This window comes from Niastella populi (assembly GCF_002078015.1).
Classification (GTDB): Bacteria; Bacteroidota; Bacteroidia; order Chitinophagales; family Chitinophagaceae; genus Niastella; species Niastella populi.
This window is the reverse complement of record NZ_LWBP01000205.1, coordinates 1-24,909: the sequence shown is the minus strand read 5'-3', so window position 1 is coordinate 24,909 and position 24,909 is coordinate 1. Positions and strand designations below refer to the sequence as shown.

The following is a 24,909-nucleotide window of genomic DNA, read 5'->3' as shown; positions in this document are numbered from 1 at the left end:
TCTGGTTAATTTTATTTAGTCTACATTACCAATCCAAATAGTGTTACAATCCGATCCACTGACCGAGATATTAGTAAATGTGGCTGATTGGCCAATGATCGATTGTGAGCCGCACCCGGAACCAAATGTTAAATAAGGATTGGTCCCCGTGTTTGATATTACCAGATCATATGTGCCTGAAGGTATTGTCCCCAGCGTATGTAAACCCGCTGAATTACTTAAAATTGAAAACGTATAAACCTGAAACGTCGTCTTGTTGGTGTATTTCGCAGTATATCCTGTAACCGGAGTATAGTTGTTAGCCTTAATGGTAACGGGCGTTCCAGGCACGGGGCATGCACTGGTATTCTGTCCATTGCTTACCCACCTCACCTGGTTATATGTACTGCTGCAGGTCTCCGTGTTTCTTTCCTCCCTTTCCTGTATACCTGTATTGTTATTGCCCCCATCCTTCACACAACGATAATTACCGGTAGCCTGCCAGTTTTCTGGTTTGGGACAAATTGAACAATTGACATCAACTACGACCCACCGAAGCTGATTGTAGGTTGCACTGCAGGGATTCATGTCTTTTTGCTCCTGCTCCCGCTCACTGGTATTGCTTCCGCTGATTGTTTTGCAACGCAGAGCCGTATCGGTATTTTGCCAGTCAGCCACAACAATACAGCTGCTACTCACACCTGCATCGACCCATCGTACCTGATTATATGTCGGGCTGTTGGGGTTCGCATCTTTTTCCTCCTGCTGAAGAATGTTAGTAATGTAGTTACCATTTGAAGGGCAAAGTTTACAACGGGTCGCGCCGGTGGGTTGCCATACTGGTGTAGCATCCACCGAGCAACTATCTGGCTGTCCGGCATAATTATAACAGATCTTTTTAAGGATATTATTGTCTTCGTCACGCACCAATATCAGTCTTCCGTAGGAATCGTATTCATAATAAGTTGACTTTCCATTGAGATCAGTTTGGGAAGTCATTCCTATAAGGGAGCTATATGTAAAGGTTGTTAACCGTGCGCCAGCAGGATAAAACCGCACTTCATCTACCTGGCCTGAAAGGCTAATAGTATAGGTACTATTTGTAACAGCAACGGAATTTTCCTGAAGCGTCCAGATGCCTCCTGATTTTTGCCAGTACGATAGGGTATAATTGCCATTGGTAAGATTTGAAAGCGGCTTATTAAAACCATTTGTTTTGCTTTTACTGCCGGTTTTACTGTCGCCTGTACTACTGTTGCCATCTCCCTCTTCAAAAGAAGTATGGAACATATCTTTTGCTGCAGCGTTTACCGCATGAGCAACAGGGTATTGCTGGTTGTAGCCCCATTGATAGGCAACTGGATTTTCATAGGCAGGCGTTATGGTAAGAGGATTGTTCTTATTATCGTAATCATTGTAGGTTAATTTAAGCGCATAACTGTTATCTATACTAAAAGCGCTGGTGGTTCCGGTGGGCGGTAATATGCCCTGGGTGCGATTACTAAGCTTGAAAGAAGACTGTACAATGGGCGCAGAAAATTCCGACCGCCATATCTCCTTAATAGCGGCGCCGGTATATACGTTGATCTTGCCTTCGGTAATGTGAGTTGCACCGCCAATGGTGGTTGTTTGCAATTCTTCAACAGGCGCCGATACTATGTTGCGGCTTACCAGGTCATCAATAAAAGGTGTGCCGGATGGATAGTCAGTTGAATAATTGATATAACCGGTTCTGGTTTTGCCATCACTGGTAATGGTTTCTATACGCGTAGGGTTAACATGACCCAGGTTATCGTAGAAATATTTGGTTGTCTGGGTAAGCGTATTGCCATTATTATCATAGTTTACTTCTGTTTGACTCGAAGGTTTCATAACGGCCGTACGCAATGTTTTATCCTGTATATTATACAATTGCCATTGATAAGGTGAAGCCGTAATTATTTGTGAATACCAACCGAATGAGCTGATGCTGTAAGTAGTATTCAACGGCAGTTCAACGAATTTATACATTGATATTTGAGGAATGTCGATTGCGTTCAGGTTTGTAAACGATATACCTGTTGCGCTTACCGGTTTCATGGAATTGGTAGCAGCATCGTATCGGTTAACCTGTTTAGAGGTCAATTGTGGTTGGGTAAATTCATCAAAAGCATACGAACGGCTAACAAAAAATTCATTATCACCCATGGTAAGTTGAGGACAATTACAACTTGTAGGGTTAGATACGCTGGATGTATTCATAGAGGCGGTTGGCAATGTATAAAAATATTGTACATTCCCATTGGGCGTGTTATTGGCAGAATAATCGGTTTCCGTTACACTGGAGTAGTATACAGGATACCGGTTAGCAATGGCTGCTGCAGGCACTGGTTCGCTGGAGTATTGCCGGTATCGGTAACTACCCAGAAAATCGGATTGAAAAATACCGTTGGTATTATTATCCTGTATCAGCATACGCCGTGCAATGGTAAAATATTCGTCGGGCCTTGGGTCGTGCACCAGATAGCCAGTAGAATAGGTGTACACTTTACCCGTTTTTTTGCCATTGCCATCGTCGAATAAGATCTTTTGTATGCGAATACCTGGCCCATCAGTGACCTGGATCTGGGAGTTAAGGTATTTGTTGTTTTCATAGGTATAATCAGCCTTTCCGCCTGTGGGGAAATGCACAGTTTTTATCATGCCTACCAGTTTTGCCTGAAAATCCGGAGCAAAGCAATTGGCAGGAGCATTAGTAGTTTGCGGATGATTTCCGGTAGAAGTTGATATATTAATGGAAGTATATGGAAAATGCCGTATTCCCGGAGAGTAGGACAATGCATTGCAGTAACCCCACCAGTCTTTTGTTTTGGCAAACGATTGCACATCTCCACCCCCTATCCCGGGGTAGTACTCAAAACTGTATTTTTCAATATCTGTATTACCATTATCGCGGAATATAATATTCTGAATGGTTTTCGAGTTGTTGTTAGGCAACATCAGGTTAGTGCCTGGCAGATCCATGAAATCGAAATGGGCAGTACGAACGGTATTGTTCTGTTGGTTAGTTACTACCATTTTATCCAACAGCAGATTACTGGTGGTATTAATGTAGGTAAAACTAATTTTGCCACTGGGAAAATTAATTTCAGAGATATAATTCAATGTATAGTTATCACCTGTTTGTATATTGGAGTAGGTAACAAATCCCAAAGGAGAAGTCAAACTATTGAAATAACTTTGAGCACTACCTCCACCGACTATGCTGGAATGCATATTGAAAAAGTTGTTGTCCTTTACTTCTGCCAGGTCTTTGTAATACCGCTGCCCCAAAAAAGTGCTTGTGCCAGCGAAGCTGCTGGCATACCTGAAGCTGATCGTTTCAGACGAGGGTGTTGTAATACTGGCAATAAACCAGGATGAGGGCGCCCCGATTGATTGATCTATTTCATATCCTCCATTACCGGCGCCATCCGGCCCGAATTTATAGGTGTACCCCTTGTCATCTGTAACTACAATTTGGCTAGTGGGACTTATTGAAGGAAAAGATACCCGGAACGGGGAGTAGGTTAAGAATACGATCTGTCCATTATCGCGCCTGATAAATTTGCCAGAGATGCCGTTTACACTAATGGTGTAAATATCATACTCGTTATCTTTTAATGATATTCCTGAGCCGCTGCCATTGATGGTTTGGTCTATACCAACCAGTTCCTCATAGTGGCCGCTTTGAGGGATAAAGTCTACCCAACTTTTTTCAACGTGCGGATAACCGTTGTAATCAGGACGGCCCCTTACTTCTACAGAGATCATACCCGATGCCTGCAGCGCCCAATTCATCCCTAGCGGAGAGAAATTGAACGATGTAGTACGGCCACTCGCATGAAAGCTAGCCGAAACCGGAAAGCTATAGTCTTTCAGTTTGATCGTGTACAAAGGCACGCCTATGTTCACTACTCCGGTGCTATATTCTACCGGATAGTCAACATATTTCTGAAAAGTCATTGCGTTAGGAGATGGAAGAATAAAACTGTGCAGATCGCTCGATGTTTGCGCTTTTGCCAGGTAACTAAACAGTGTAAGAACTAATGATAAAGAAAGACGCTTAAGGTTCATTTGATTTAGTTGTATGTTTTCATTTGCCATTAAGGAGTCCATAATCCAACTCTTTACCTGCCCGATTAGAAGGCCATTCGCGCGAAAAAAGTAGATATTCAGATTCCTGTATAACTTAAAGTATTATGAAGCAGGAAGATTAAATGAGTATTCATTACCATTCAGGGTCTTGACACATTGTTACTATATAACAGAATATACAAATGAAGAATAACAGGTATAGAGTGTTGATCCTTTTTCATAAACAGGTCTAGGTATTTGATTAGGATAAATTTATTACAAGTTATTTATCTTAAAGCAAATCCTTAGTCACATTTGATAAGCGTGTAGTAATTGGCAATAAGTGTGTAGATTTTGGCGATAGCCGTGCAGAAACCTGGAGATGCTGAAACTTTAGCAAATACTGCCTGGCATTCATAAGCACATTAACTACTTTACATCTACCTGGCCAATGGCAACAGGCCTCCGCATCTACTGCAGTTATACGTACGGCATGTCCGGTTGAAGCTCTTTTGCGTCCTGTTCCGTTACCGGACATATTCCACGTGATATGAACCTTCAGGCTGCCGTTGATTCAGGTATGGATAGAACCACCTGATCCCGAAGTATTGCACCGGCTCGTTGTATTCAGGAGTAAGAAAGCGAAACGGTAAGCGGAAAAGAATATATTAAAAAAGCCCCCTGGTTATTGGGGGCTTTGATTATTTCTTCTCATTACGGCGCTTCAAACCGCCATAGCTGCGCATCGGTGCCATTCCAGTTCCATGACCTGATATCTGCACCCGGTGCGGGATTGCCATCGGCAATATCAAGTACGTTGTTGCTCGACTTTGACATTATACGGTACCAGCCATCGCCCGCCGCTTCAATGCGCCACAACTGGCAATCATTGGCAAAAACATCCCAAACGTGAATGTTTGCTCCACGGTCTATTCCGCATGCATCCAGATCGAGCGATTTGTGATTGGGCAATTCCGAAATGATCTTGTAAAAACCATTGCCCTGGTAAGTAAGGTTCCATTTTTGGCCGTTACAATTGGTGCGCGTCCAGGTTCTCACGTCGGCGTTGTCAACAGCGCAGCCGGCAATATCGACATACAAACCGGCGCCCGAAGTGGTATTCATTTTCGACCTGATAACATACTGCCCGTTTGGTACAGGATCAGACGTGTAACAGGGTGTTCCGGCCCCTGATTGGGTAACCCCCGAGTTGGTAATACTTACGGGCATAATGTTACCGGCGGCATCAAAGAACATTCTGTCAATGGCCGTTTGGCGCTGGTGAATGTTGGTACTGGTACGCCGGTGATAAACAAACAAATATTCATCGCTGCAACCGGGTTTCCTGATCACCGCATTATGACCGGGGCCTTTTATCGCTCCCCGTGGAGATGTTATACGTCCTTTATACGTCCACGGGCCCATCGGGTTGGTTGATGTGGCGTATTCTACATGGTAATCATCGTTGCCGAAATGGTTGATGGAATACATCAGGTAATAAATGCCATTTCTTTTGATCACATAAGGCGCTTCGAAGTAATTAGATGGTTTATTGTGGCCCCGGGTGCCTGTTAACGAGATCATATCGTTATTCAGCCGCTGAATGTTCATGGTAGTGTTGCCCCAATACATATAGGCCTGCCCGTCGGTATCTACAAACACCATGGGGTCTATCGGGTCGGTACCATCACCGGTGGCAAGCGCACTGCCTTTATCAACGAAGGGCCCGGTAGGGGAGCTGCCTACCGCAACGCCTACTTTCTTTGCTGCGGTAAAATAAAAATAGTATTGTCCGTTACGGGCCACTACTGCAGGCGCCCATCCATCAACATGCGCCCAGCTGACATTGGCCAGGTCCAGCACAATGCCTTCATCTGTCCAGTTTAACAGATCGGTTGAAGAATAAGCATGAAACTGGCTTGCGTTAGGGCCTGTGGCTGTTGGATAAATATAATACTTACCATTAGCGTAAAGAATATCCGGGTCGGCCGTTGGTACCGGTAAAACAGGATTACCGCTCATTAAGCCCAGTGCGTTTGTTTCCGCCACCCGTTCATTGGCAGCATCGGGGTTTACATTATTTGCCGGTGTGGTTTCTTTTTCTGAACAGGCAGCAAAAGTTAGTGCGGCGATAAATGCATAAGTGATCAACTGCGTTTCCGCCTTCCATTTCATTTTCATGATGTTGGTTTGTGGTGGTTAATAGTATCCCCCAGGTTTATACATACGATAACCGTAGGTGTTGAATACACCTGGCACATTACGGCATGTTTTGAGGGAGGCGTGCAGTTTTAGGCGGGAAAATTATTTATACGCAGGATCAAATTATGATTAAATTTTCCATTCTCCAAAAATAAAAAAACAGTCGTGCTGGAAGGCATGATTCGTTGTGGTGTTAGCGATAGTAGGTCGTCGGGTACACTTATTAAATAAGTAGTGTATAATACCTGATTATAAAATCAGCAGGATTACTGCCGGCGCCTGCAACCTGTACATCTTTGTACGTGCCGTCGAATGGGTGCCTGATGTTTCAACATGGCTTCAGTATATACTGTATCTGGCTGGAAATCATTTGTTTGCCGCTCTTATGTTGCTTTGTCTATATTATGACGAAGCTGGAAAAAATTTTAATCTTGCGGTCTCATAAAATACGGTTAACTTTATAGAGCAAGCAGTTATCTTCTGTTCTCGTTTTAGTTTTTATTGATTTTTTATTTAGATTTTTCTTTAAAAAGTTAAGTTTATTTTTAATTCAGTTTTTATTATTTCGTCTTTAGAAGATAACTATTGTATAGAGGGCAGGGTCAGACCTGCCCTTTTTTATTGTGTTGTTTTTGTTCACCTTAACCAAAGGGTGTCAGACAGATAAAATTCAAAATTTACTTCTATGAATAAGGCAGGTCCTATTGTTATTATAGAAGATGACATAGATGATCAGTTTATTTTGACCGACATCTTTAAGGAACTTAACTATAACAATGAAATTATTTTCTTTAGCGACAGTTTAAATGCTTTGGATTATCTGACAAACGAAGAAGTAGAACCCTTCATTGTGCTGTCAGATATCAATATGCCTAAACTAAATGGAATGGAGCTGCGCGAAAAAATTCACAATAATGAAGACTTGAGAATGAAATCTATTCCTTATCTTTTCTTTTCTACAAGTGCCGAGCAGCAACATGTAATTGATGCTTATTCAAGGTCTATTCAGGGCTTTTTTATTAAACCACATAGTTATGATAAATTAAAAAGCACGATCAGGAAAATTGTTGAATACTGGCAGGAGTGTGAATCCCCTAACTATATCAAAAATGCCCAACAATAGTTTTGCTGCATTGTGAAATGAGAAGGAAGAAGATCGCTTATCAGTTAGTCATGGTAATTTCAAAGTAGTTAAGAAAATGAGCTCTTATTCTTTTTCCCGCGGGAAATTGATCAGGTCATTTTCCCGGTTCCTGGTATCTGTTATATCCTCAAAAGCCAGTAATATCAATAATTCGGCATTGTCTTTTTGGGCGATCCGGCAGGCATTTAACAACAGGATCCTTTCACCGGCATCTTCCAGTTTTTGTTTAACTTCTACATCTGCAATACGGCCATCTGTCAACAAACTGTTTTCCAGGGCCGACCGAAGCGCAGGAATATTCCATATTCCGTTGCCAAGCTCATAAAAAGATTTCCCTTCCGTTTGTTCTTCCAACGTTTTGAACTTATTATAATAGGATTGGTTCGCCGTTCTCACTTTCATATCCTTATCCAGCACTATAATTGGCTCGCGGATCGTAGCTATTATCGATTCGGCGTACAAACGGGCAATATTCAATTGATCATTCCGGTCTAACAATTCCTGGTTCAGGGTAGTCAGCTCTTCATTTGTGCTTTGGATCTCCTCCTTCGAGGTTTCCAGTTCCTCATTCAGGCTTTGTAACTCTTCACTGCCCGACAACAATTCCTCGTTTGCGCTTTGCAGTTCCTCATTAACCGCTTCCTGATCTTCGGTGATGCTCCTTATATCCTCCCGCAACCGGGCAAGCTCCCTTTCCAATTGACGGTTCCGTTCGCTTTCCGCCAATTCTTTACTCAACGCTTCCCCGCTTAACCCTTCCAGGTTTTCGCCCGACTTTTTAGTCATTGTATCATCAAAGAGAACAAGATAATAGCGTTCAATCGTATTTAACAACGGAATAACTTCAATGGAAACCAGTTGTTGCTTATCTGAAGACACCAGAGAAATGCCCTTTATTACCACCGGTTTATTATCGGTTTTTGCTTTATGCAGGGCATTCCGTAATTCAAAGGCCAGTCCCTGTTTAACCATTTTCAGCACGTTCAGACTCGCTTTTCCCGGTGACGGTTCCAACCAGATGCCGGTTGCGCCCCTGAACTGCACAATGTCCATTTCTTCATTTACCACTACCCCCGCAGGTGAAAACTTTGCGAGGATCACCTCATCTGCATTCCGTTGAAAGTCGTCGCGTCCCGGTTCCTTTTTAACGGTGTTCCTGTTGCCTTTCGGTATAATATCCGTTTTACCGGTAGCAGGATATAAGAACTTTCCCGGTATGCTTTTCCTTGTATATATTTTTTCAGTTCTGCCATAGGTTGCAAAGAGCTCTGCTGCCGGGGCAGTAGTCTCCGAATTGCCCAGTAACAAATAACCATGCTCATTCAATGCATAATGAAAAGTGGTCAGCGCCCTTTTTTGTAGAAATGTTTCCATATAGATCAGTACGTTGCGGCAACTGATCAGGCTCATTTTGGCAAATGGCGGATCTTTCAAAAAATTGTGACAGGCAAATACACACATATCCCTGATGGCCTTACTGATCTGAAACCCGCCACTGACTTTAGAAAAATATTTTTCCAGGTGGTGAGCGCCTAAACCACCCATCTCTTTTTTAGTGTAGATGCCCATTCGGGCCTTTGCAATTGATCTTTCAGAAATATCCGTTGCAAAGATCTGGATCCTGTGGTTCGCTATCTTTTCATCTAAATATTCACTCAGGTGTATGGCCATTGAATAGGCCTCTTCTCCCGTTGAACAACCGGCGATCCAGATGCGCAACGCACTGGCATCATCTCTATCCTTTAAGATATCCGGAAACACTGATTCGTATAGTGCTGTAAAAACTTTGGGATCGCGGAAAAAACCCGTTACCGGGATCAGCAGATCCTGATACAGGAGGTCCTGTTCAGCAACATTATCCCTGAAAAAGGTGAGGTAATCAGAAATATGTTCAATCTTATTCAGGCCCATCCTGCGCAGGATGCGCCTGCGAATGGTAGTCTGTTTATAATAGGTAAAATCATTTCCTTTGCGTACCCGTAATACCGCAATTATTTGACGGAAAGCCTCTTCTCCGGCCTGTTTTCCTTCCTCTTTTTCCACCTCCAACCCACTTCTGAAGAGCTGCGATATCCGGGCCAGTTGTAATGGGATCTCTTCGGGCGTAAGAATAAAATCCACTATTTCCGCATCGATAGCGCTCTGGGGCATTCCCGGATATTCAGCAGATTGTGGTTCCTGGGCGAATGTAAAGCCTCCAAGCTCCTTTATCGCTTTCAATCCCTGCGTACCATCACTTCCGGTTCCGGTTAAAACAACGCCGATCGCCTGACTCTGGTGAACTTCTGACAGGGACGTGAAAAACACATCGACAGGCATATTCTTCTCGCCTTTGGGAGCCCGGGGACTTAATTCAAGCCGGCCATCGTTTGCTGTCAGCAATTTATTTGAGGGAATCACATACACCCTGTTGGGTTCAACCCTTACATTATTGGTGATCTCCTGTATAGGTATCGGTGTGATCTTTTGTAATATCTCCACCAACATACTATCATGCGAAGGCTCAAGGTGTTGAACCAAAATGTACGCCACTCCGGAATTTTCAGGAATGGCCCTGATGAGTCTCTTAAAAGCATCGAGCCCCCCGGCCGAGGCGCCCACGCCAACCACCGGGAAAAGATTATCAGAACGTTCCTTGTTTTTATCTTTATTCTGTAATTCAGACATGCACGAGTTAATTAAGTTGGCACGTTTATTTAAGTGATTAAACAACCTTGCTCCGTGCCTGCAAAGGCGGCCACTCAAATATACTTCCATTTTCAGAAATACTCCTTTCAATGCTGTTCCCCGTGATTTTACAGTTTCACCAATACATCTGTTCAAGGCACCGTTCCCGGTGATCGCATCCTGTACCGCATGATGAAGGATGGAACAATTGATCACAAAAAAATATAAAATGAAAAAGTTCACAAAAACCTTCGTTGCGGCAATTTTATGCTGTAGCCTGACGATGGCTACGCCGCTACTGGCGCAAGATGACACAAACAGAGGTACTACCCAAACCATGCATCATGATGACGATGACAATATAGGGAAATGGGGACTTGCGGGTTTGCTTGGATTACTTGGATTGCTTGGCTTGCGGAAAAGGGATGATGACAGGACCCGGGTAGTAACCAGAAATCCGTAGAACGATGGAAAGAACGGGGAAGTTCTTACCGGTGATGTTTTTCGCCATTCCCCTTTCTTTTGCCGCCACATCCTGAAAATCGGGTACATGTTAAAATAACATTTATAGCCATTTTGAGGCCCTGGGCATCATGATGTATTTTTATTAAAACCCGCTGTCATGGCGGGTTTTAACATTTTATACTGGGGTTTAGCATGCTAAAAACGGCTTTGAGTTGATTTTCACCGGCCCCAAACCCGCTGTATGTTTGCATCATCAAAACGAAACAAACTTTAAAACATACAATTATGAAAACAGATTCAGGAAATTTTGGAAAATTAGCTATCGCAGCGCTGGCTTTTACTTTGGCATTTACTACTCCTTCAATGGCTAACGACGGCGACAAAGGCGATCCCAAAACTGAATTGAAGTTCATAGGCAACCTGGAAAACCAACCGGTGTTCGAACTGAACCTGGCCAATAAAGAGGAAGACGAGTATACCGTAGTTTTCCGCGATGAATATGGTAATGTACTATATAGCGATAAGTTCAAAGGCGCCGGTTTAACCAAAAAATTCATGTTGAAATCTGAAGAATTCAGTGATACAGCCCTGAACGTAACGGTAAAATCAAAAAAAGGCAACACCACAGAAGTGTATTCGATCAACAGAAGCCATAGCTATGTTGAAGAAACACTGGTGAATAAGGTTAAATAATTACGCAGATTAATCAATGATCATATAAGTGTTCTGAAAAAGCGTTCCGGCCCGGCCGGAACGCTTTTCTTTTAAAACCCCGCCCCAATAGCCTAACTGGGTAAAAGGGCGGGGAAGCTGTCATGCATACGAAACCTTTTACTACTTTTGCCCGCATTCATTGATCCGGCATCCTGTCCGAAATAAACCTGCTTTTTAAAATACTACCCCACACCGGGCTGAATCCTGGAAACCTGCGCCTGCCATTTTAAAATACAGTATCCTGCCAATTTTCAGTGTGATCGAATTGTTAGCCCGGCAACGGGAAACCGGTTACCGGTAACTGTTTTCAAATTATGCGTACTTCTGTGAAACGTTTCTACCTGTTTGGGTTATTGTTTGGTTTGTGCTGCATGGCTGCGTTTACCTCCATGGCGCAAACGGCCGATTTTTCCATCAACAAAAGAGAAGGCTGTATCCCGCTCGGCGGGGTAAACTTCACCGATCAGTCAACCGGCGGTACGGTTATCCGGCGCGACTGGAACCTCGGCAACGGCACCGTCATCAACAATGGCGCGGCCGTCGTTGGCACCAACTATTTAACGGCAGGTACGTTTACCGTTACGCTCACGGTTACTTTTTCAACCGGGGAGGTAAGAATGAAACAGGATGTGGTGACCGTGCATCCAAAACCGGTAGCCGCATTCACCGGCGATGACCTTGCCGGTTGTGCACCACACCCGGTACACTTTACCAACCAGGCCACTACCGCCACCGGTACCATCACCAATTACCTGTGGGACTTTGGCGCCGGCGGCAGCACCGATCCCCATCCCGCTTTCACCTATAATAACAACGGCCATTACAATGTATCGCTGATCGTAACCAATAACTGGGGCTGTAACAGCGATGCTGCCATAAGATCACAATACATTGAAGTATATTCGAAAGTAAACGCTTCTTTTACCGTGCCGGTCAGTTCCAGCTGCGAAACGCCGTTCACCGCCGGCTTTAACAATACCAGTTCCGGCGGCGGGGCAATTACTTACCTCTGGGATTTTGGCGATGGGCAAACTTCAACCGACCCGAACCCTACCCATGAATATACCGGCACGGGCGCCTATACGGTTACGCTCACCGCCACGAATGGCGCCAATTGTACCAGCACTTTCACCCGTAATAATGTGGTGCTGGCCGGTAAACCAACTGTGGGCATCGCCGCACCGGATACCGTATGTGCCGGCGCAGCTACCGTGCTGAATGGACATGTTGCGCCTGCAGCATTTGCCAGTACGGTAAAATGGCTTTTTCCCGATAACAATCAAACGCAGTTTGGCCAGAACGTATCCCATACATTCACCACGCCCGGCGATTGGGATGTGGTAATGGTGGCCTTCAACGCCGCAGGTTGTAACGACACCGCGCACCACCGCATTCATGTGCGGCCCCGGTTAACGGCCGGTTTTTCTGTTGATAGAACAGCGGGCTGCAGTGTACCGTTTACCGTTCAGTTTACGAATTTGAGCAGTGCGGCCACTCATTTGCGGTACGACTGGAATTTTGGCGATGGCATTCACGATGCTGCAGCCAGCCCTTCGCATACCTATACCGGTTTTGGCAATTATACCGTAACGCTTACGATCACCGATACCATTACCGGTTGCACTGCTTTTCTGCAAACACCGAATGCGGTGCGTATACAGCAGCCGCAGGTTGATTTTACCTACACGCCGCGCGAAGGCTGTAAACCGCTGCCGGTACGGGCCACCGCCCGGGTAACCAATTTAATTGATCCCATAGTAAGGTATGAATGGGATTTTGGCGATGGCTATACCATTGCCACTACGGTTGACAATGCCGCACATACCTACAGCGCAGCCAATACGTATAATATTACCCTGCGCATTGTCACCGCGCAGGGCTGCACGGTTACTTCAACAGCGAAACCTGTTACGGTGGCCGATCTGTGCGACGATGACGGTTCCGGCGGCGGTGGGGGCGGCGGCGGAGGTGGCGGCTTTACCATCGGTAAAACCTGCAGCGATAAATATTCCATCACGTTCACCGATACGGTGAGCAATACGGTGCCGCTTAGCTGGGATTTTGGCGACGGCTCGCCGCTGCATACCACGCCGCCCCTCGATCCTGTTACGCATACCTTTCCCACTACGGCTACCCGGTACGTGGTGGAAGTCACCCGCCGCGACACGGTCACCAATGCCGTAACCACCGGCCGCGTTAGGGTGATCATCATCGATGAACATGCGAATTTCGCACCCGATGTTACCGATATCTGCAACAACAAAACAGTGAACTTTCGCACCATTGGCATCGATTCATCGCTTATCAACAGGTACACCTGGGACTTTGGCGATGGCACGCCCCGTTATACCATCAATAACAGGAATTATTACCTGAACAATGGTTTGTACCTCAATGGCAATACTACGCACCAGTATACCGATACCGGTGTGTTTTATGTGAAGCTGATCATCGAAGACAGGCTGGGTTGCCTCGATTCATTTCAATATGCGGTGCCCATAACGGTAAAAGGCCCGGCCGCCGGTTTTATGGGTTCACCGCTTACCACCTGCGACCCCGCCCTGATCGTTCATTTCACCGATACCAGCAAACAGAACGGCAGTACGCCCATTGTGGAATGGAGCTGGAATTTTGGCGATGGCAGCCCGGTGTATACCACTACAATGGATACGGCCCTTGCACATACCTATACCAACAGCAGTTATGTGCGTTTCTACACCGTGTCGCTTACGATCAAGGACGCCATCGGTTGTACCGCGCAGGCCACCTATGCCAGTTATGTAAAAGCCTATCGCCCCAAAGCAGCTTTTTACAGCAACGATACGTTGAAGTGCGGCAGCACCAGCGTGTTTGTTTATAACAGCTCCGCTGCCTACAATGCCACCTACCTGTGGAATTTTGGCGATGGCACCACGGCTACCACCTATAATGGCTCACGCACGTATACATCAACCGGGATGTACGATATAAAGCTGGTGGTGAAGGATGAAAACGGTTGTATGGACAGTGTTACCAGATCTGCTTACATCAAACTGGTAAAACCCAGGGCCGATTACAGCGTAAGGGACACCAGCAATTGCGCACCGGTAGGGGTGTTGTTTGCAGACAGCTCATTGTATGCCAAAACCTATGTATGGGATTTTGGCGATGGCGGAACAGGCGCTACCGAAAAAGATCCGTCGCGCCATATTTACCCGTTACCCGGTTATTACCCGGTAACGCTGCGTATTACCGGGGTAAGCGGTTGTGTGGATTCCATAACCAAAATAATTCACATCAAAGGGCCGATAGGGAAGCTGCATACCGGCAATGCCACAGGCTGCGCGCCGTACACCCTGCCGTTAAGCATCACCGGCAGTAATATCAGCACCTATGCCTGGGATTATGGCGATGGCACCCCGGTGCAGGCTTCGCCGGCAGATTCTGTAGTGAACCACCTGTACCCGCTTGCCGGTAAATTTTTGCCCAATATTGTATTAACGAGCCCCGAAGGTTGTGCGTTCACCTTGAAAGCGGTGGATACCATTATTGTAGATTCGGCCTATGCAGCTTTCCAGATCGACCGGCCTGTACGTTGTTACAATGACCCTGGGGTACAATTCACCAACCAGTCGGCCACCGCATTCGGACCGGCAACATATGAGTGGCAATTCGGCGACGGGCAGGGATCTGCACAGGAAAATCCTTTGTATACTTACAACACTCCGGGTAAATACGATGTTGCGCTTATTGTGAAAAGTTATTATGGCTGTGCCGATACGCTTCGTACCAATACGGTAAAGATCTTTACCAAACCGGTTATTCAGATCAATGGTGAGGTGGAAAAATGTGCGCAGCAGTCGATCCATTTCCTTTCAACCGGAAATTCAGAAGACCCGGTCGCCCAATATACCTGGCAACTGGATGGCAGTACAATAAGTAACACAGATGCCGCCAGTCATTATTTTGCCAGTGCCGGTTTGTATACCCTCGATCTTACGGTGCGAACAACAAACGGCTGCGAGGTAAGCGACGATACGGCCATCGTTATTCATGCCCTGCCCGTGCCCGGCGCCTCACCAAAAGACACAACGGTTTGTACCGGCAGTAGGGTACCGTTGCAGGCGCATGATGGCGTGTTATACAACTGGCAGCCGGCAAACAATTTACAGCATGCCGCTACCGCCACGCCTGTAGCTACCGCCGTGCAGACAACGAAATATTATGTAACCGTAACAAATGGGTTTGGCTGCGTGCAAAAAGACAGTGTACGCATTGTGGCCGATGAAAAAGTGCAGTTGCAGCAAAGCAATGATGTGCTCATCTGCCGCGGTGATGAAACGCGGTTGACTGCCGGCGGCAATACCAGTCGTTGGGAATGGACGCCGGTAACCGGGTTGAACAATCCGCACAACGCTTCAACAAAAGCTTCGCCCGATATAACTACCCGGTACCAGGTGGTGGGGTATAGCCTGAATACCTGCCCCAACGATACCGGTTTTGTATTGGTAACCGTGGCCGACCTGCCGGTGGTTGACCTTGGTCCTGACCGTACAACGGAGGCCGGACAGGTGATTACGTTATCACCCACTGTAAGCACCGATGTGGTAAAGTATAACTGGTGGCCTGCCGGCGGGCTTAACTGTACCGATTGTACAACATCCGTGTTTGTGGCAGATAATGATATCGTATACCATCTTCGCGTTACCACGCAATATGGTTGTGCGTCGGAAGATCAAGTGCGCATTACGGTGGCCTGTGGCAAAGGGGCGGTATATGTGCCCAATGCGTTTACCCCAAACGGTGATGGAAAGAACGATGTGTTCACCATAAAAGGGTACGGTATACAGCGTGTAAAAAGTTTCCGCATCTTCAACCGCTGGGGACAGGTTGTATTCAACCGGCAGCACTTTTCGCCCAACGACCGCAATTTCGGCTGGGATGGCGCCATCAATGGCCGCATGGCAGAACCCGGTGCATATGTATATATCGCCGAAGTAACCTGTAATGAAGGCAAAGCGGTAGTTGTAAAAGGTACGGTAATGCTGGTGCGGTGAGATTTTAACATTTTGCGGGTGTTTCATTCGGGTTTTCGATCATTATAATCGGTATATTCGCAATATGTCAATCGCAGATGTACATACTACAAAAATGAGCTTCGGCCAATCCCCGGCTGGTAGCGAATTCTGTGCGACATTCAATTTCGCAACCTTCAGTAAAAAACTGAATTTCTATCCCAATCAAAAAGACTTTTTTAATTAATCCCCGGTCTCTTATTTATACCACATCAGATCGGGGTTATTCCACCAGGGTTTTATAATTTATTCTTTTACGGCACCTGTAGTAGCAATTAATACAGGCAGTTCCGGTATTGCTATACGTTGCATTCTATAAGAGCATAGCAGCGTGTAAATACTTTGGATTTGTTTTGGGCAATATTTTGCTCCCGGTAATGCCGTGCCTGTATGTAATGCTATTGCGTCAAAACTCATTACAATGAAAAACGTGGAAACAGTTTTTGTCAAAAGCAAATATTTACAATTGAACGAGCTTGGTTGTAAGTTCAATTTATCATTTTCAAGCCAGCTGGTATTGGGCGATAAAGTGATCGCCCTCGATGGAATAAAAAGAAAGCTGTTGGTATGGGAAGTAAACAGCTCATTGGATGCGGCCTATGTGATCGATCTGAACCAGGTTAGTTCTATAACCTTACGGCAAATTTACCGCAGCATAAACCACGGCGAATTAAAACATAAAGAAATAGGCGAATTCCTTGAAAGAACAGATCTGCAATTCAATTACAGGAATACGGATGTTACCCATGTTGTCACCTTTTACGACAACGGGAAACACCCGTTGAGCGACCGGCAAAAGCTGGAGCGGAATGCTAAAATATGGCAGATGGTGCTTTCAAAAATGCTGGAACCGAAAATGGAGAAGCTGATAATGAAGTAAAGGCTTGTGGAACTTTAAAATTAAAAATCATGCAAACAGCAAATAATAACTTAGTGCTTAGAAAAGATGATTACCAGTTACTGGTTTCTTTACTAAATGGTGCAGGCAGAAAATTATCTTTCGACCGCCGGAATGCGCAGGACCTGTTGGCCGAGTTAAAGAAAGCCACGCTGGTGCATAAAGATAATTTTCCCGAAGATGTAGTGCGCATCAATTCCTTTGTGCGAATACAGGCGGAAGGAATGAATGATGTAATGGAGTTTATGCTGGTAATGCCCGATAAAGCCGATATAAAAGAAAGGAAAATTTCAGTAATGGCCCCTGTGGGAATTGCGTTGATCGGCTTTAAAAAAGGGCAGCAGGTAAAGTGGAAGGTGCCGGCGGGTAAAAAAACCTTTACTATTCTCGATGTGGTGAATGATGAGTAAAATATAATACCCCCGGCAAATGCGATGTGGTATCGCACCTGCCGGGGGTATCTGCAATTATAATAAATGCTTAATCTGCTTTTGCCGACGAATTTTGCAGCAGCTTGAACAGCTCGTCGAGTTTGGGCGATAAAATGATATCCGTTCTTCTGTTCTGCGCCCTTCCTTCTGCTGTGCTATTGGTTTGAACCGGTTCAAACTGGCTATGTCCCGAGGCGATTACCCTTTCAGGGGCCACTTTATAATCGATCGTAAGAATTCTTACAATGGAGGCAGCCCGGGCCAGACTGAGATCCCAGTTGTCCTGGTATTTACCGCGGATGGGAATGGAGTCGGTATGGCCTTCGATGTCTACCGTTATTTCAGGGTTCACGTTCAGCACTTCGGCGAGTTTAGCCAATGCTTCCTTACCCTTTGGGTTCACTACGGCACTGCCTGAAGGGAATAATAAATTTTCCTGCAGGCTCACATATACTTTGCCATTTTTTGTAGATACGGTAAGTTCATTCGATTTAAAACCCGTAAGAGCGTCAGCCATCTTTTTTCTGATCTCTTCGATGGCTTTTTTCTGTTGGTCCATCAATGCCTGTAACTGCTCCAGTTTTTTCCGCTGGTTAAGCAGTTCCTGTCCGCTCTTCGTCAGCTGCGATTGTTTGTACGAAGCGTCGTTGATCAGTTTAACCCTTTCCTGGTTGAGGCTTGAGATCTCTTTTGACAGTTTGTCGATCTCCTGTTCCTGTTCGCTGATGCTTTTTGATTTCGAATCAATTGTTTTAAGATGGTCGGCCACCTGTTGTTTCAGCTGTGCAATGTCTGCTTCTAAATTTTTCACTTTCCCGGCCAATGCAGCGCTGTCATTTCTGGCAGATTGCAGGGCCGATTGGGAAGCTTTGAATTTTTTGGTAGGAACACAACTACTCAACAATACCAGGATGCCAATACATACTTTGGCTGCAGTAAATATTCTATTCATAAATAGTGGGTATACGATTTTGGCAGGGGGTACAAGAATTGTACCACTTGCCGGTTAAATGTTACATTAAAAACTGGTTAGAATGGTTGTTTCCATGTTAAAAAACCATCCAACAGCTTATTATGAATTTTCATGGTAGATGGGAATTATGTTGGATGGGTTGCTTTGCGGTGGGAGTATTTTGGAGATTAAATTGTCGCGAACTACCCATTTATTGGCACGAATACCCCCGTTGTGAGAAAGATGGCCGTCATACATTTGTTCTATCAATAACAAACAATAAAACAAATTTTATGTCGAACAATGTTTCACTCCACAGAGTGCTGAAAGCATCACCAGAGAAAGTATACCGGGCATTTACCGAAGCCAATGCCATTGCGTCGTGGTTACCGCCTTATGGTTTTATTTGTACGGTGCATGAAATGAATGTGAAGGCCGGCGGTACATTCCGCATGTCGTTCACGAATTTTTCAACCGGCAACAGCCATTCTTTCGGTGGCAACTACCTCGAACTAAAACCGAATGAATTTTTGAAATACAGCGATAAATTCGATGATCCCAACCTGCCGGGTGAAATGATCACCACTGTTTCGCTGCAGAAGAATATTGCGGGCACAACCATAAAAATTACCCAGGAAGGCATTCCTGCCGTTATCCCTGCTGAAATGTGTTATTTAGGCTGGCAGGAGTCGCTCGAAAAACTGGCGAAGCTGGTAGAGCCTGAAATTCCGGATGCTTAATGCAGGTAAAGCGTTCTTCGCCGCCTTCTCAAATTGCCTTCAATATAATTGTTTCATTTGCTTTTGTGTCGAACGAAAACCTCTGGCCGGAGAGTATAGCCGTTTTCTTTCCATTACGGATACATTGTACGGTTTTACCCGGCCATGGGTTTTGTATAACACAGGTACGGCCTTTTTCGCTTTGCAGCTTTACCAATTCAATGCGCCCGTTCCGCAGCGAACTGCTGACCAGAAAAGCGCCATAGGCGCGCAGTTTACTAAAGCTGGCGTCTCTGTTATGGTTCCAGTTGGGAAATATGCGGATCACCCCTTCATAACTTTGCAGCAGCATTTCATTAACGGTCATGGGTACTGCCGATAAGGTTTCCATGCCGCCGCCGCCCTGGGTGATAAAGCCATTGGGAAACGATTGAACGGTTATACGGTCTTTCTGTTGCCGCAGAATTTCATCCGCATCATACCCAACGCGCACCGCAGCGGGAAAACAGGTTTCAATGCCATTGTTCAACGTATTGCCCCATTCGCCTTTCTGCTGCATGCGGTCTTTCCAATGCGCCACATCGTTTAATAAAATTGTATTGAATGCACTGTCGGTAACCGGTCCGCACACGCCGCCGGGAAGCAGCAGGCCGTGAATGGATACTCTCGACAAACCTGTTGGTTGTTGCAGCCGCTCCACCGGGCTTCGCTCTACGGGCTGCAGGCTCAGCCGGCCGCCGGTTTCACCAACGGGGAAGGGACTAAGGCGGTTAACTATATCCTGCCATCTTGCCCATCGATGCAGGTCCTTTTTTAAAAAGGTACTTACTTCGATCATTCCTTTGAACAACATTTTCACCAGGCCAAGGGAAAGGGTGGAGTTCACATCGCCCAATTGATGGCGCCACCGGCCATTGTTGCGCAGGTTAGGCATTACTTCGTAATAATGGTCCATATAAATAACATAACGGCCATTTTCCAGCTTAAGGTAATCTTCCCTAAAACCGGCACAGGCTATTAAGTAAGGATATATTCGCTGCGCGTATTCCGTATCGTAGGTACTGTAAAAACGCATCAACATATTACCGGCGCCAAAGACCGCGTTTATTTTCTGCCCAAGGAATTTATACCCGCTGTCGATCCGGTTGTCGGTAGTGCCGTACCGCGCCAGCATTTCTTCGGGTGTAAGCGGCCAGCGCGTGGTGCACAAACCTTTGGGGCCAATGCCAACCGGGAAGTAGATGCCGTTTACCTGCAGCAGTTCCTTCGCGTGTATTTTGCCTTTGTTCATATAATCGAGCAGCGGTTGATCGTAATTGTGGGTGAGTTCGATGTGGTTGGAAGAATAGGCCGCCCAATACGGCGCCTGGTAATTGTAGTTCAAATGGTAATCGCCGCCCCAGGCCGCAGAATCTTTTGTTATAAACGGCCCCCAGATGCCCGGGGCGAATTTACCGGCGCGGGAAGCGCATGCAAACAGATACTGGGAGGTATAGTAATATTTTTCAATTACGGGGTCATCTATCTGCACGGTTGATTGTTGCCAGAACCTGCGCCACCATTGCAGGTGTTCGGCATACATGTGTTGGATAACAGCGGTGGTCAATGACTGCGCTTCTTCAATGGCCGCGGTTTTCCAGTCGCTGCGATCGTTATTTGTATACATGGTGACGGTGATGATCTTTTTCTCACCCGGAGTAACTATGATTTTATCGTTTGCGCCGTTGTTTCCCGGGATACGCATGGCCAGCGCGACGTGACAGGGCCATTCAAGCAGGGGCGTATTTTCAAAGGAGCGGGTTGCCCACGTAACATTGCCGGTGACGCCTTTGTTGTTGATGGAGGTATTGCCTTCGGTTGCCCAGAGTGTTGGCTGAATGGTGCAGGTGGTATTGGCCGTTATTTCAATCACCACGGTATTGCGGGTGGCGGCTACCCAGCTATCGATGGTTACTTTTGCGGGGCCTTTTGTAAAATTCGCGTGAATAATAGCTTTATCAGGCACCTGTTCGGCATAATAAGCGGCGCCCTTCAGTGCATCAATAGCAAGATCGAGCCCGCCCGGTAAAGCAATACCACCGCCGGGATAAACGGGGTAGGCCCGCCAAAAATCATTTTTTCCAAAAAACAATTGCAGTTTACCGGGTTGGCCGCCAAACGTTACACCGATGTCGCCATTGCCGGCGAGCGGCGCATCAGGTGTTTTTACGGTGGGCACATTGGCAGGCGGCGCGGTAAAAATGGTTTTATACCGGCCGGCGTAAATGGGTTGGGCAAGCGTTATGCGTGCGGTAAACAAAAGGACAATACAAAATACCAGGTACCTCATACAGTGATGTTGTAATTATAAAGTACCGGTATTAATCCATTGCTGTGGTATTGCCTATCGGCAAAACAGTAAGCTTTGTTAACTGTGCGCGGTGTTATGCGAGCAGATCATTGGCTCGTTGTGTGATCATGGAGGCAATCTGCCCTTTAAAAAAAGATACGGCAAAAGGAAGGTCCGAATCGAGCTGCACTTCATTTTCCCGCACCTGAATGGTGCCGGCGATATTGAACCCTTTGGCCGAAAAGCTAAAGCTGCCATTGGGGCCGTCCCAGATCTCCTGCACATTGGTAACCGCGCCTTTTTGTTCTTCCTGTAAGCGGCTCAGGAGTTGTTTAATGCGGTTCAGGGCCTCTTCCTGTGTTTGTGCATGCGGAATATTTAGAGATAATTTCGACATATTTATATTGCTACGGTGTTATTAAGAATAGGTTGCAAAGATAGCCAATTTCGGGCAATGGCATACTGCTGCGCATTGCTATTCAGCCATCTATGTAGCTAAATACAAATATGATGCCCCGGCTGGTATGTTATTTGGCGGGAACCACCTGTCGGATGGTACCATCTTCATTATAGAACAGGCGGTCAACGCAAATGCTGCGGTGAAAAGGATTTTTCCCGTTCCAGTTCAGTACAGGGGTTTCTTCGGGGTGGTTTTTGAACCAGAGATCGGAATTATGGTAGAACAGGTACCATTCACCTTTGTAATTAACGATGGAATGGTGATTGGTGCCGCTGTTCATTTCTTCCAGCAGTACGCCTTTGTATTCAAAAGGGCCGTAGGGGTTATCGCTCATGGCATACAGCAGTTTGCCTTTGCCTTCATTAGAGAATTTTCCCGAATAAGAGAGGTAATACTTCCCTTTGTATTTATGCATCCATACCGCTTCGAAGAAATTATCGGCGCCCTTTACCTGACGCACCGTATCGCTGAAAGAGATCATGTCTTTATTCAGCTTTACGATATTGAGGTCGTTCATTCCGAAGAGTATATATGCTGAGCTATCATCATCGATGAACACGGTGGGGTCTATGAGGTAACCGCTGCACACTACGCCCGGGGTTTGGCGGGTGATGAGCGGTTTGTTCAATGCATCTTTGAACTTGCCATAAGGACTGTGAGAAGTGGCTACGCCAATAGCGTTTGTTTCAACGGGGTAGTAAAAGTAATATTGACCATTGGTATAGGCGCAATCAGGCGCCCATGCGGCGCGGGAGGCCCAGGAAAGATCGGCCAGGGAGAAGATGGCGCCATGATCGGTATAGTTTTTCATGTCAACGGTTGAGAATACGTGCCAGTCGAGCATATTGAACCAGGTGGCGGTATCCTCATCGTGCGAAGTATAAATAAACAGGGTGTCGTTAAAAACCCGTGCCGCCGGGTCGGCGGTATACATGTGTTTTATGATGGGGTTTTGCGAAAGGGCAGGCTGTATAGTGGCAATAAGCAATGGTAATGCGATAAAGAGCTTTCTCATCATCGGTAGTTGATTTGGTGGTTGAATATAGCACTTTTTGCTATGCTATGGAGGCGCATCGGGATGTTAAGTAGCGTGTATGAAATACGTATTCGGTGCTGCTAAAATAGTATCTTGCTGCAGATCATAAATTTCAACGAATGAGAGCCATATTGTTTTTCCTGTTACTCAATGTAACGTATGTACAGGCACAGCAAAAGTATGTAACAGAAAAGGAGATCTCCTACTATCCGGCAGCGGTTGCAGAAAAGGATGCGTATATCAATGCGCAATGCAGGCTGGATCTGTATTACCCGAAGGGAGCCAAAGACTTTGCCACCATTGTATGGTTTCATGGGGGCGGTATAACGGGAGGCAAAAAGGAAATACCTGCCGCCCTTATGGAGAAGGGGTATGCGGTGGTGGGGGTGGGGTATAGGTTGTCGCCAAAGGTAAAGGCGCCGGCGTATATCGAGGATGCGGCGGCTGCGGTGGCCTGGGTGTTTCAGCACATCCAAAACTATGGCGGCAGTTCGCGGTTGATCTTCGTGTCGGGGCATTCCGCAGGCGGTTATCTTGCTATGATGACCGGGTTGGATAAAAAGTATTTAAATAAATACAAGATCGATGCCGACAGTATTGCCGGGTTGATTCCCTTCAGCGGGCATGCCATCACGCATTTTACGATCCGCGAGGAGCGCGGCATCAAGGGCACGCAGGCGGTTATAGATGAATATGCGCCCTTGTACCATGTACGCAGTGATGCGCCGCCATTGCTGCTGATCACCGGCGACCGCGAAAAGGAAATGCTGGGGCGGTATGAGGAAAACGCCTATTTATGGCGGATGATGAAACTGGCGGGGCATACCAAAACCAGGTTATACGAATTAGACGGCTTCGATCATGGCGGTATGGCGCAACCGGCGTTCCCGTTGTTGTTGAAAGAGGTGGGGGAAGTGAGGAAGGAGCGGGTGGGGCATAAGGAGTAAAATCATAATAATTGTCAGCCAAGGGATCGCATACAAAAAAACAGGTTATACGAATTGGCCCTGATAAAAGTAGGTTACTGTTGGCTCACCCCACTACTCCGACATCTAATTTAAAAATTTCGATTACCTGAGGATACTGTAATAAATCATCACTATCGTATACGGTTACTATATATTTAGTTCCTGTTTGATCTCTGAATATCAGTACATCAAGGTATTCTCTTTGCGTTGAGCTATTGCCGGCTAATGATTTTATTGCTTTAGTATCTCCATTTCTGATCATTGTTACAATTTCAGCATACTGATTTTTTAAAAAATATCTTGAGGATAGCACTTCTATTCCGTTAACCTCTAAAATGCCAAACTCATTATTGGCAAGAATGCTTTTAATAATGTAAGCATTGCATTCGTTTGAATTAGAACTCATAATACTTTTATTACACTTTATTAATTGCCGAACCCGCCACCCTTAAGGGTTGACACAGTCGCATTTTCAAACACTAAGCTCAGTAACTTCTTTTCATTACCAGCCACACAGGCTTTGAACGTAAAAACCAACGATTTAGTTTCAGGCCTATAATCAATATCGGTACACATATAATCATTTTGCAAGTCTATAAATCCGCCAACGAATTCAATTGTAGTGAGGTCTTTCAGCACTTCCTGATTTGTTAAGTCAACTAAGGTCATTTTTTAATTTTTTAAGCTTTTCAAAAACTTCATAACTACTCCTAAATCCTGCTGAATAACAGGATGCCTCCTTGCCATCCCTTGATATGTTTTTTACCTGGCCATTCACAAAGTTCTTTTTGTAAAA

17 protein-coding genes are annotated in these 24,909 nt (G+C 45.7%); 8 read left to right on the top strand and 9 right to left on the bottom strand.

What is annotated here, in order from left to right; all coding sequences use genetic code 11:
- Positions 1–15: 15 nt before the first annotated feature.
- The gene (locus A4R26_RS24585; protein ID WP_081169184.1) at positions 16–4,074 is read right to left on the bottom strand and encodes a hypothetical protein; all 4,059 of its coding nucleotides are present in this window, start codon (positions 4,072–4,074) and stop codon (positions 16–18) included.
- A 714-nt stretch (positions 4,075–4,788) separates the two neighbouring features.
- Complete coding sequence (locus A4R26_RS24580) at positions 4,789–6,249, bottom strand: family 43 glycosylhydrolase (protein WP_242675008.1); 1,461 nt, start codon at positions 6,247–6,249, stop codon at positions 4,789–4,791.
- A 712-nt stretch (positions 6,250–6,961) separates the two neighbouring features.
- On the opposite strand from A4R26_RS24580, the gene A4R26_RS24575 reads away from it, so the two are divergent.
- On the top strand, positions 6,962–7,399 hold the full coding sequence (locus tag A4R26_RS24575; RefSeq protein WP_081169182.1) for a response regulator: 438 nt from the start codon (positions 6,962–6,964) through the stop codon (positions 7,397–7,399).
- A gap of 84 nt (positions 7,400–7,483) precedes the next feature.
- Here A4R26_RS24575 and A4R26_RS24570 read toward each other — a convergent pair whose 3' ends face one another.
- The gene (locus A4R26_RS24570) at positions 7,484–10,087 is read right to left on the bottom strand and encodes a chemotaxis protein CheB (RefSeq protein WP_165760402.1); all 2,604 of its coding nucleotides are present in this window, start codon (positions 10,085–10,087) and stop codon (positions 7,484–7,486) included.
- Positions 10,088–10,316: 229 nt separating this feature from the next.
- Between A4R26_RS24570 and A4R26_RS24565 the strand changes: the two genes are divergently transcribed.
- The 5 genes from A4R26_RS24565 to A4R26_RS24545 all read left to right on the top strand — a co-directional run bounded on the left by A4R26_RS24565 (position 10,317) and on the right by A4R26_RS24545 (position 17,628).
- Positions 10,317–10,550 carry a WGxxGxxG family protein gene (locus A4R26_RS24565; protein WP_081169180.1) on the top strand — a complete coding sequence of 78 codons (234 nt, stop codon included), beginning with the start codon at positions 10,317–10,319 and terminating at the stop codon, positions 10,548–10,550.
- A 287-nt stretch (positions 10,551–10,837) separates the two neighbouring features.
- Positions 10,838–11,245: a hypothetical protein gene (locus A4R26_RS24560; RefSeq protein WP_081169179.1), complete on the top strand. Its 408-nt coding sequence runs from the start codon at positions 10,838–10,840 to the stop codon at positions 11,243–11,245.
- A 335-nt stretch (positions 11,246–11,580) separates the two neighbouring features.
- Positions 11,581–16,302 carry a PKD domain-containing protein gene (locus A4R26_RS24555; protein WP_081169178.1) on the top strand — a complete coding sequence of 1,574 codons (4,722 nt, stop codon included), beginning with the start codon at positions 11,581–11,583 and terminating at the stop codon, positions 16,300–16,302.
- 439 nt (positions 16,303–16,741) lie between these two features.
- Positions 16,742–17,200, top strand: coding sequence for a hypothetical protein (locus tag A4R26_RS24550; protein ID WP_081169177.1), 459 nt, complete (start codon positions 16,742–16,744; stop codon positions 17,198–17,200).
- A 29-nt stretch (positions 17,201–17,229) separates the two neighbouring features.
- Positions 17,230–17,628 (top strand): GreA/GreB family elongation factor, encoded by a 399-nt coding sequence (locus tag A4R26_RS24545; RefSeq protein WP_165760401.1) that lies wholly within the window; start codon positions 17,230–17,232, stop codon positions 17,626–17,628.
- A gap of 70 nt (positions 17,629–17,698) precedes the next feature.
- Here the strand turns inward: A4R26_RS24545 and A4R26_RS24540 are convergent, their stop codons facing one another.
- The gene (locus A4R26_RS24540) at positions 17,699–18,601 is read right to left on the bottom strand and encodes an OmpA family protein (RefSeq protein ID WP_081169175.1); all 903 of its coding nucleotides are present in this window, start codon (positions 18,599–18,601) and stop codon (positions 17,699–17,701) included.
- A 293-nt stretch (positions 18,602–18,894) separates the two neighbouring features.
- On the opposite strand from A4R26_RS24540, the gene A4R26_RS24535 reads away from it, so the two are divergent.
- Positions 18,895–19,341, top strand: coding sequence for an SRPBCC family protein (locus tag A4R26_RS24535; RefSeq protein ID WP_081169174.1), 447 nt, complete (start codon positions 18,895–18,897; stop codon positions 19,339–19,341).
- 28 nt (positions 19,342–19,369) lie between these two features.
- On the opposite strand, the gene A4R26_RS24530 is transcribed toward A4R26_RS24535, so the two are convergent.
- From A4R26_RS24530 to A4R26_RS24520, 3 genes are all read right to left on the bottom strand, one after another.
- A complete protein-coding gene (locus A4R26_RS24530; RefSeq protein ID WP_081169173.1) occupies positions 19,370–21,649 on the bottom strand; it encodes a glycosyl hydrolase family 95 catalytic domain-containing protein in 2,280 nt (759 codons plus the stop codon).
- Positions 21,650–21,743: 94 nt separating this feature from the next.
- Entirely contained in the window at positions 21,744–22,046 is a 303-nt protein-coding gene (locus A4R26_RS24525) for a polyhydroxyalkanoic acid system family protein (RefSeq protein ID WP_081169172.1), read from the bottom strand.
- 130 nt (positions 22,047–22,176) lie between these two features.
- Positions 22,177–23,127 carry a family 43 glycosylhydrolase gene (locus tag A4R26_RS24520; RefSeq protein WP_207625812.1) on the bottom strand — a complete coding sequence of 317 codons (951 nt, stop codon included), beginning with the start codon at positions 23,125–23,127 and terminating at the stop codon, positions 22,177–22,179.
- 137 nt (positions 23,128–23,264) lie between these two features.
- Here A4R26_RS24520 and A4R26_RS24515 point away from each other — a divergent pair, with 137 nt between their 5' ends.
- Positions 23,265–24,092 carry an alpha/beta hydrolase gene (locus tag A4R26_RS24515; protein ID WP_081169171.1) on the top strand — a complete coding sequence of 276 codons (828 nt, stop codon included), beginning with the start codon at positions 23,265–23,267 and terminating at the stop codon, positions 24,090–24,092.
- Positions 24,093–24,177: 85 nt separating this feature from the next.
- Here the strand turns inward: A4R26_RS24515 and A4R26_RS24510 are convergent, their stop codons facing one another.
- Together A4R26_RS24510 and A4R26_RS24505 are read right to left on the bottom strand one after the other, a co-directional pair.
- Positions 24,178–24,519, bottom strand: coding sequence for a hypothetical protein (locus A4R26_RS24510; RefSeq protein WP_081169170.1), 342 nt, complete (start codon positions 24,517–24,519; stop codon positions 24,178–24,180).
- 20 nt (positions 24,520–24,539) lie between these two features.
- Positions 24,540–24,782 (bottom strand): hypothetical protein, encoded by a 243-nt coding sequence (locus A4R26_RS24505; protein WP_081169169.1) that lies wholly within the window; start codon positions 24,780–24,782, stop codon positions 24,540–24,542.
- Positions 24,783–24,909: the final 127 nt, after the last annotated feature.

Bases quoted from the DNA above. Each gene is read 5' to 3' on its own strand.
- A4R26_RS24585 (WP_081169184.1), bottom strand. From the start codon at position 4,074: ATGAACCTTAAGCGTCTTTCTTTATCATTAGTTCTTACACTGTTTAGT.
- A4R26_RS24580 (WP_242675008.1), bottom strand. From the start codon at position 6,249: ATGAAATGGAAGGCGGAAACGCAGTTGATCACTTATGCATTTATCGCC.
- A4R26_RS24575 (WP_081169182.1), top strand. From the start codon at position 6,962: ATGAATAAGGCAGGTCCTATTGTTATTATAGAAGATGACATAGATGAT.
- A4R26_RS24570 (WP_165760402.1), bottom strand. From the start codon at position 10,087: ATGTCTGAATTACAGAATAAAGATAAAAACAAGGAACGTTCTGATAAT.
- A4R26_RS24565 (WP_081169180.1), top strand. From the start codon at position 10,317: ATGAAAAAGTTCACAAAAACCTTCGTTGCGGCAATTTTATGCTGTAGC.
- A4R26_RS24560 (WP_081169179.1), top strand. From the start codon at position 10,838: ATGAAAACAGATTCAGGAAATTTTGGAAAATTAGCTATCGCAGCGCTG.
- A4R26_RS24555 (WP_081169178.1), top strand. From the start codon at position 11,581: ATGCGTACTTCTGTGAAACGTTTCTACCTGTTTGGGTTATTGTTTGGT.
- A4R26_RS24550 (WP_081169177.1), top strand. From the start codon at position 16,742: ATGAAAAACGTGGAAACAGTTTTTGTCAAAAGCAAATATTTACAATTG.
- A4R26_RS24545 (WP_165760401.1), top strand. From the start codon at position 17,230: ATGCAAACAGCAAATAATAACTTAGTGCTTAGAAAAGATGATTACCAG.
- A4R26_RS24540 (WP_081169175.1), bottom strand. From the start codon at position 18,601: ATGAATAGAATATTTACTGCAGCCAAAGTATGTATTGGCATCCTGGTA.
- A4R26_RS24535 (WP_081169174.1), top strand. From the start codon at position 18,895: ATGTCGAACAATGTTTCACTCCACAGAGTGCTGAAAGCATCACCAGAG.
- A4R26_RS24530 (WP_081169173.1), bottom strand. From the start codon at position 21,649: ATGAGGTACCTGGTATTTTGTATTGTCCTTTTGTTTACCGCACGCATA.
- A4R26_RS24525 (WP_081169172.1), bottom strand. From the start codon at position 22,046: ATGTCGAAATTATCTCTAAATATTCCGCATGCACAAACACAGGAAGAG.
- A4R26_RS24520 (WP_207625812.1), bottom strand. From the start codon at position 23,127: ATGATGAGAAAGCTCTTTATCGCATTACCATTGCTTATTGCCACTATA.
- A4R26_RS24515 (WP_081169171.1), top strand. From the start codon at position 23,265: ATGAGAGCCATATTGTTTTTCCTGTTACTCAATGTAACGTATGTACAG.
- A4R26_RS24510 (WP_081169170.1), bottom strand. From the start codon at position 24,519: ATGAGTTCTAATTCAAACGAATGCAATGCTTACATTATTAAAAGCATT.
- A4R26_RS24505 (WP_081169169.1), bottom strand. From the start codon at position 24,782: ATGACCTTAGTTGACTTAACAAATCAGGAAGTGCTGAAAGACCTCACT.